A 4756-nucleotide genomic window follows, 5' to 3' on the forward strand; every position below is an offset into this window, starting at 1 on the left:
GAAGGTTGGAACGCGCACCGATAAAGAGCAAAGCATGGACGACAAGACCCGCAGCGTGGAGCGCCTGCTGTCAGAGTAGTTATTGTTAGAACCTTCTTGTGCTCAGCCTGACATTGAGTGCCGGCGGATAATGTCGGCTGTGTTTCCCCCTCACCGTTTGCGGCCCTGCGGAGGTATTGCGTGGTCGGCTCGTGGTAATATTCCGCGCAAATTCAAGGCTGCTCCAGCCCCAGGGCAGGTCGGCAAAAAGCAATCGTGACATGACGACTGGTGAGACATGACGAACGGTGCGCAATCCCGCACCCAGTGGCTGGGCCGCTGGGGTTTTGTTCTTGCAGCAACCGGCTCCGCCGTGGGCCTGGGCAACATCTGGAAGTTTCCCTATATCACCGGTGAGTATGGTGGCGGTGCCTTCGTGCTGGTTTACCTGCTGTGCATCTTGGCGGTAGGTGTACCGGTGATGATGACTGAAATTGCCTTTGGTCGCCGCGGACGGGGCAGTCCGGTCGACGCCATTCGTCGTGTGGTCAGCGAGTCAGGCGGCGGCCGCTGGTGGTCGTTGCTGGGCTGGATGGCTATGCTGTGCGGCTTCATGGTGCTGAGCTTTTATGTCGTGGTAGCTGGCTGGTCGTTTGCGTATCTGTGGAAAATGCTGTCAGGCGGGTTGGCGGGCTCCAGCGTTGACGACATGGCAGCAATTTTCTCCGCTAACAATGCCAGCCCCTGGAGCCTTGGCTTGTGGAGCACCCTGGTGACCGTTGCCACCATGATGATTGTGGGCAAGGGTGTTCAGGCAGGCATTGAAAAAAGCGTCAGCTGGATGATGCCGGGCATGGTGTTGATGCTGGCGTTGCTGATCGTCTACGGCGTGTTTTCCGGCGGCTTTGGCGAGGCGATGCGTTTTCTGTTCTCGTTCAATGCCGGCAGCCTGTCCAGTGAGGGCATGCTGGCCGCGCTGGGCCAGGCGTTCTTCACCCTTTCGCTGGCCTCGGGGGCTATTCTCACCTATGGCAGTTATCTGCCGAAAAGCGCCTCCATCGGGCGCACTGCGCTCAGCGTGGCGCTGGCCGACACGGTGGTGGCGCTGATGGCTGGCATGGCAATCTTTCCGGTGATCTTTGCTAATGGCATGAACCCGAGCAGTGGCCCGGGGCTGATTTTTATGAGCTTGCCGCTGGCGTTTCAGGCCATGCCTTTTGGCACCCTGTTCGGCGTCCTGTTTTTTCTGATGCTGTCGATGGCTGCACTGACCTCGTCGGTGTCGATGATTGAGGCCACAGTGTCCTGGCTGACTGACAACAAAGGCGTTTCCCGCACCAAGGCCTCCTGGCTGGCAGGGATTGTGTTGTGGTTGGTCAGCACGCTGGCCATGCTGTCGTTCAATCTGGGCGGAGACTGGACGTTGGCAGGCAAGCACTTTTTCGACTGGTTGGACTACCTGACCTCACGCTGGATGATGCCGCTGGGTGGCTTGGGCATGGTGCTATTGGCCGGGTTTGTGCTCAAGGAGCAGACCTTCCGCGAAGAACTTGGGCTGCCGCATTTCTGGTACATGCTGTGGCTGTTTATGGTGCGCTATGTCAGCCCGCTGGGAATTGGCTTGGTGTTTGTTGATGCGCTGGGCATGGTCAGCCTACAGTTTGGCAGCCACTGGCCATGGCTGCTGCTGGGACTGGTGGCCGCCACCTTGCTGGGCGAACTGATTCGTCCCCGGCTGCGACTGCTGTCACGAGGCTGAGGCGTTGGTATGACTCGTGTGCCAGATGGTTATAACCTTGGTGCGCAATATCAGTAGCCACGCCGAGTATTTTTAATTACTTTGCTGCATATCCAATCTATTTGTTGGTGAGGTTTTGGAATATGCGCGATGCTGCAGCGATCCTTGAAAGTGCGTTGGTCTCTCTGCCGCCCTGGACAAGCGAATTGCGTCCCGGCTCGGTTAGCCTCGTTGGCGCCGGGCCTGGCGACCCTGAACTGCTGACCATCAAGGCGTGGCGGCGTTTGCAGTCGGCCGATGTTATCCTGCATGACCGTCTGGTTAGCGACGAGATTCTTGGCCTGACACCAGCTCAGGCTACTCGCTGTTATGTTGGCAAGCAGCGCTCATCGCATAGCGTTCCTCAGCACGGCATCAATCGGGCACTGGTCGACTGGGCCAGGGCTGGAAAGCGTGTGGTGCGACTCAAAGGCGGCGATCCGTTTATCTTTGGTCGTGGCGGAGAAGAGCTGGAAGCGTTGGTCGCTGCCGGTATCGATGTTGAAGTGGTGCCGGGAATCACGGCGGCCTCTGGTTGTGCAGCCTATGCTGGTATTCCACTGACCCATCGGGATCATGCCCAATCAGTACGATTTGTGACTGGCCACTTATGCAACGGGAGTTGCGATCTCGATTGGCAGGCGCTGTCTCGGCCGGGGCAGACTCTGGTGTTTTACATGGGATTAGGCAGTGTTTCGACAATTGCCGAACAGCTGATAGCCCATGGTACAGCGGCTGACATGCCGTTGGCATTGGTCGAGCAGGGCACCACCCAGCATCAGCGGGTACATGTCGGAAGTTTGGAAAAATTGCCAGAGGCCATTGCACAGGATATCATCCGGCCTCCGACATTGATTATCGTCGGAAAAGTTGTGACGTTACATGGCGCATTGGACTGGTTTAGCTGTGACCGTGCCGCAAGTGTTGGCTGGTTGCAGGGAAAGCATCCCACTCCGTCATGAATGCTCAAGGCGCCTTAGCCGATACCACGGCCCAGGCGTACAAACCGTCATGAGGTCTGAGAATGGTGTTTTCTAACAAGGCGAACAGGGCTCGCCGTGGTGTCTTGCGTGTTGCTTTATTGTCGATTGCCTTGATGGGGGCAGCAACAGCGGGTAATGCACTCGCCAGCAATGTCGACCAGAGAGGTATTGCTTCCTACTACGCTGACTACTTTGAAGGTAGAACCACGGCCAGTGGGGAAGTGTTCAAGCAGAAAGCACTCACTGCAGCTCACCGTACACTGCCCTTTGGCACTGTTGTTACGGTGACCCGTCGTGACAGCGGCGACCAGGTAGAAGTAGTCATCAACGATCGTGGCCCCTTTGTTGACGGACGTGTGATTGATCTGTCCAAGCAGGCGGCTCGTGAACTTGGCATGCTGCATCGTGGTACGGTACCAGTTGATCTGATTGTCCAGCGTTGATTTGATGAGCTGGGATTAAGCACTGAACTTGCGTACTGTAATCAAACGACCTGGCGAAAGCGCCAGGATAAACGGCACTCTTCTTTAAGGGTGCCGTTTTTTATTCTTCTATTTTTCACTACCCACAACCTGTTAGTCATTACCCAGGGCTCAGGCTGTTCTTTTACTGTCCCTGAAATCAGGGGGCGGGTCTGGCGGCAGGCTCATGGGGCGTTTGAGGTGCGAGGGGGGAAAACTCACGCTGCCAGCGCTGCAGCAGGGCCCGGCGCTTGAGGTCGTCCAGCGTTGCTAGAAGTGCCGGCGTTAGCGCCAGCGGCCGGAGCGCATCGCCGCGCAGGCGGCGCAGTTCGGCGGCGCTGCCTTTGCCGGTCAGCCCGGGGTGTAAGGCGCCAAGCGAGGTCTGTCCGGCAATGACCTGTTGGCCTGCTTGGCTGAGTAAAAAGCCCATAAAGGTGTGGGCAGTGTTTGGGTTGGGCGCATGCTGAGATATCAGTGCGGTGCGCTGGGTCACCAGCACATAGTCTTCAGGAATAATCATTTCAAGCTCAGGGCTGGCGTCGACGATAGGCTGAGCGTAGCTGCCCAGCAGGTTGTAGCCGATCCAGAAGCGGCCATCCTGCAACCCTTCGAGCATGGCACTGGTGGTGCTGACAAGCTGGGCATCCGCTTTGCCGAAGGCAGCGACCAGGTCCCAATAGCGAGGCGATAGCCCTGCCTCCTGGATGGCGTAGCTGTAGCCGGCACCGCTTGTTGCCGGGTCGTAGGTAACGACCCGACCGCGTAGTGCTGTGCCGTGGGTTTCTAGCAGGTTGAGCAGCTCGGTATGGCCCGAGGGGCGGCCGTAATGCTGTATCAGCTCACGGTGAACTACCAGGACAACTGGCTCAAAGGTAAAGGCAAACAGCTCGTGGCGCCAGCGTGCTTGGGCTGGCCAGGCCTCGGAAACGGGCGAGTCCAATGGGTGTGCATGGCCATCGTTAGCCAGCCGGTACTGCCAGGGCATGGCCGAGGAGATGAGCACATCGACTTCATCAGGTGCATCCAGAAAGCGCTGATGCAGCGCCAGGGTGCCCAGGTTGCGATAGGTGATGTTGATATGCGGATGGCGCTGGTGAAACGCCACCAGAATGGGAGTGATGTGCTCCATATCCAGGGCGCCATGGATGACCAAAGTGCTTTGAGGTTGGGTATCACTGGCATCAATGGTGAGCAGATCTCCGCTGATATTGAGGCTGCCAGCTAGCCCCGTCAGCGGTGTGATAAGCAGGGCGAGCAGCAGTGTCAGGTATCGCATGGGAAGTCTCCAGAAGCGTCTGAGCCGAGCTGGAGAGCCACAAAGCTCAGCACGGCGCGCAAGCCGCCCTCTGGCGAGTCGCTGAGTATCAGGCGGGCGTGATGGGTGCGGGCGATGCTGTCGACGATCGCCAGACCAAGCCCGCTGCCTTCCGGGTCGTGACTGATCCGGTGGAAGGGGCGCAGTACCCGGGTGCGCAATGCCATCGGGATGCCTGGTCCGTCGTCATCGACCACAACACTGGGTGGTTCGGCGAAGACGCGCAGGGTGATATGTTTGG

General features: G+C 58.2%; 5 protein-coding genes. 3 read left to right on the plus strand and 2 right to left on the minus strand.

Features of this window, described 5'->3' with window-relative positions:
• Positions 1-277 precede the first annotated feature (277 nt).
• The 3 genes from ACTH3D_RS12635 (at position 278) to ACTH3D_RS12645 (ending at position 3182) form a co-directional block, all read left to right on the plus strand.
• Complete coding sequence (locus tag ACTH3D_RS12635) at positions 278-1738, plus strand: sodium-dependent transporter (RefSeq protein ID WP_441667483.1); 1461 nt, start codon at positions 278-280, stop codon at positions 1736-1738.
• Between the two features lie 122 nt (positions 1739-1860).
• Complete coding sequence (gene cobA, locus ACTH3D_RS12640) at positions 1861-2718, plus strand: uroporphyrinogen-III C-methyltransferase (RefSeq protein ID WP_441667484.1); 858 nt, start codon at positions 1861-1863, stop codon at positions 2716-2718.
• 62 nt (positions 2719-2780) lie between these two features.
• Positions 2781-3182, plus strand: a complete 402-nt coding sequence (locus ACTH3D_RS12645) for a septal ring lytic transglycosylase RlpA family protein (RefSeq protein ID WP_441667486.1) — start codon at positions 2781-2783, stop codon at positions 3180-3182.
• Between the two features lie 178 nt (positions 3183-3360).
• Here ACTH3D_RS12645 and ACTH3D_RS12650 read toward each other — a convergent pair whose 3' ends face one another.
• Positions 3361-4476 carry an ABC transporter substrate-binding protein gene (locus tag ACTH3D_RS12650; protein WP_441667487.1) on the minus strand — a complete coding sequence of 372 codons (1116 nt, stop codon included), beginning with the start codon at positions 4474-4476 and terminating at the stop codon, positions 3361-3363.
• Positions 4464-4756 (minus strand): ATP-binding protein (locus tag ACTH3D_RS12655; protein WP_441667488.1); only part of this gene is annotated, 293 nt, incomplete at its 5' end. The genes ACTH3D_RS12650 and ACTH3D_RS12655, both read right to left, overlap by 13 nt.

Origin of the sequence: Halomonas sp. (assembly GCF_052095765.1) — a bacterium.
Lineage (GTDB): Bacteria > Pseudomonadota > Gammaproteobacteria > Pseudomonadales > Halomonadaceae > Halomonas.

Coding starts and splice junctions, on each gene's coding strand:
- ACTH3D_RS12635 (WP_441667483.1), top strand. CDS start 278: ATGACGAACGGTGCGCAATCCCGCACCCAGTGGCTGGGCCGCTGGGGT.
- ACTH3D_RS12645 (WP_441667486.1), top strand. CDS start 2,781: ATGGTGTTTTCTAACAAGGCGAACAGGGCTCGCCGTGGTGTCTTGCGT.
- cobA (WP_441667484.1), top strand. CDS start 1,861: ATGCGCGATGCTGCAGCGATCCTTGAAAGTGCGTTGGTCTCTCTGCCG.
- ACTH3D_RS12650 (WP_441667487.1), bottom strand. CDS start 4,476: ATGCGATACCTGACACTGCTGCTCGCCCTGCTTATCACACCGCTGACG.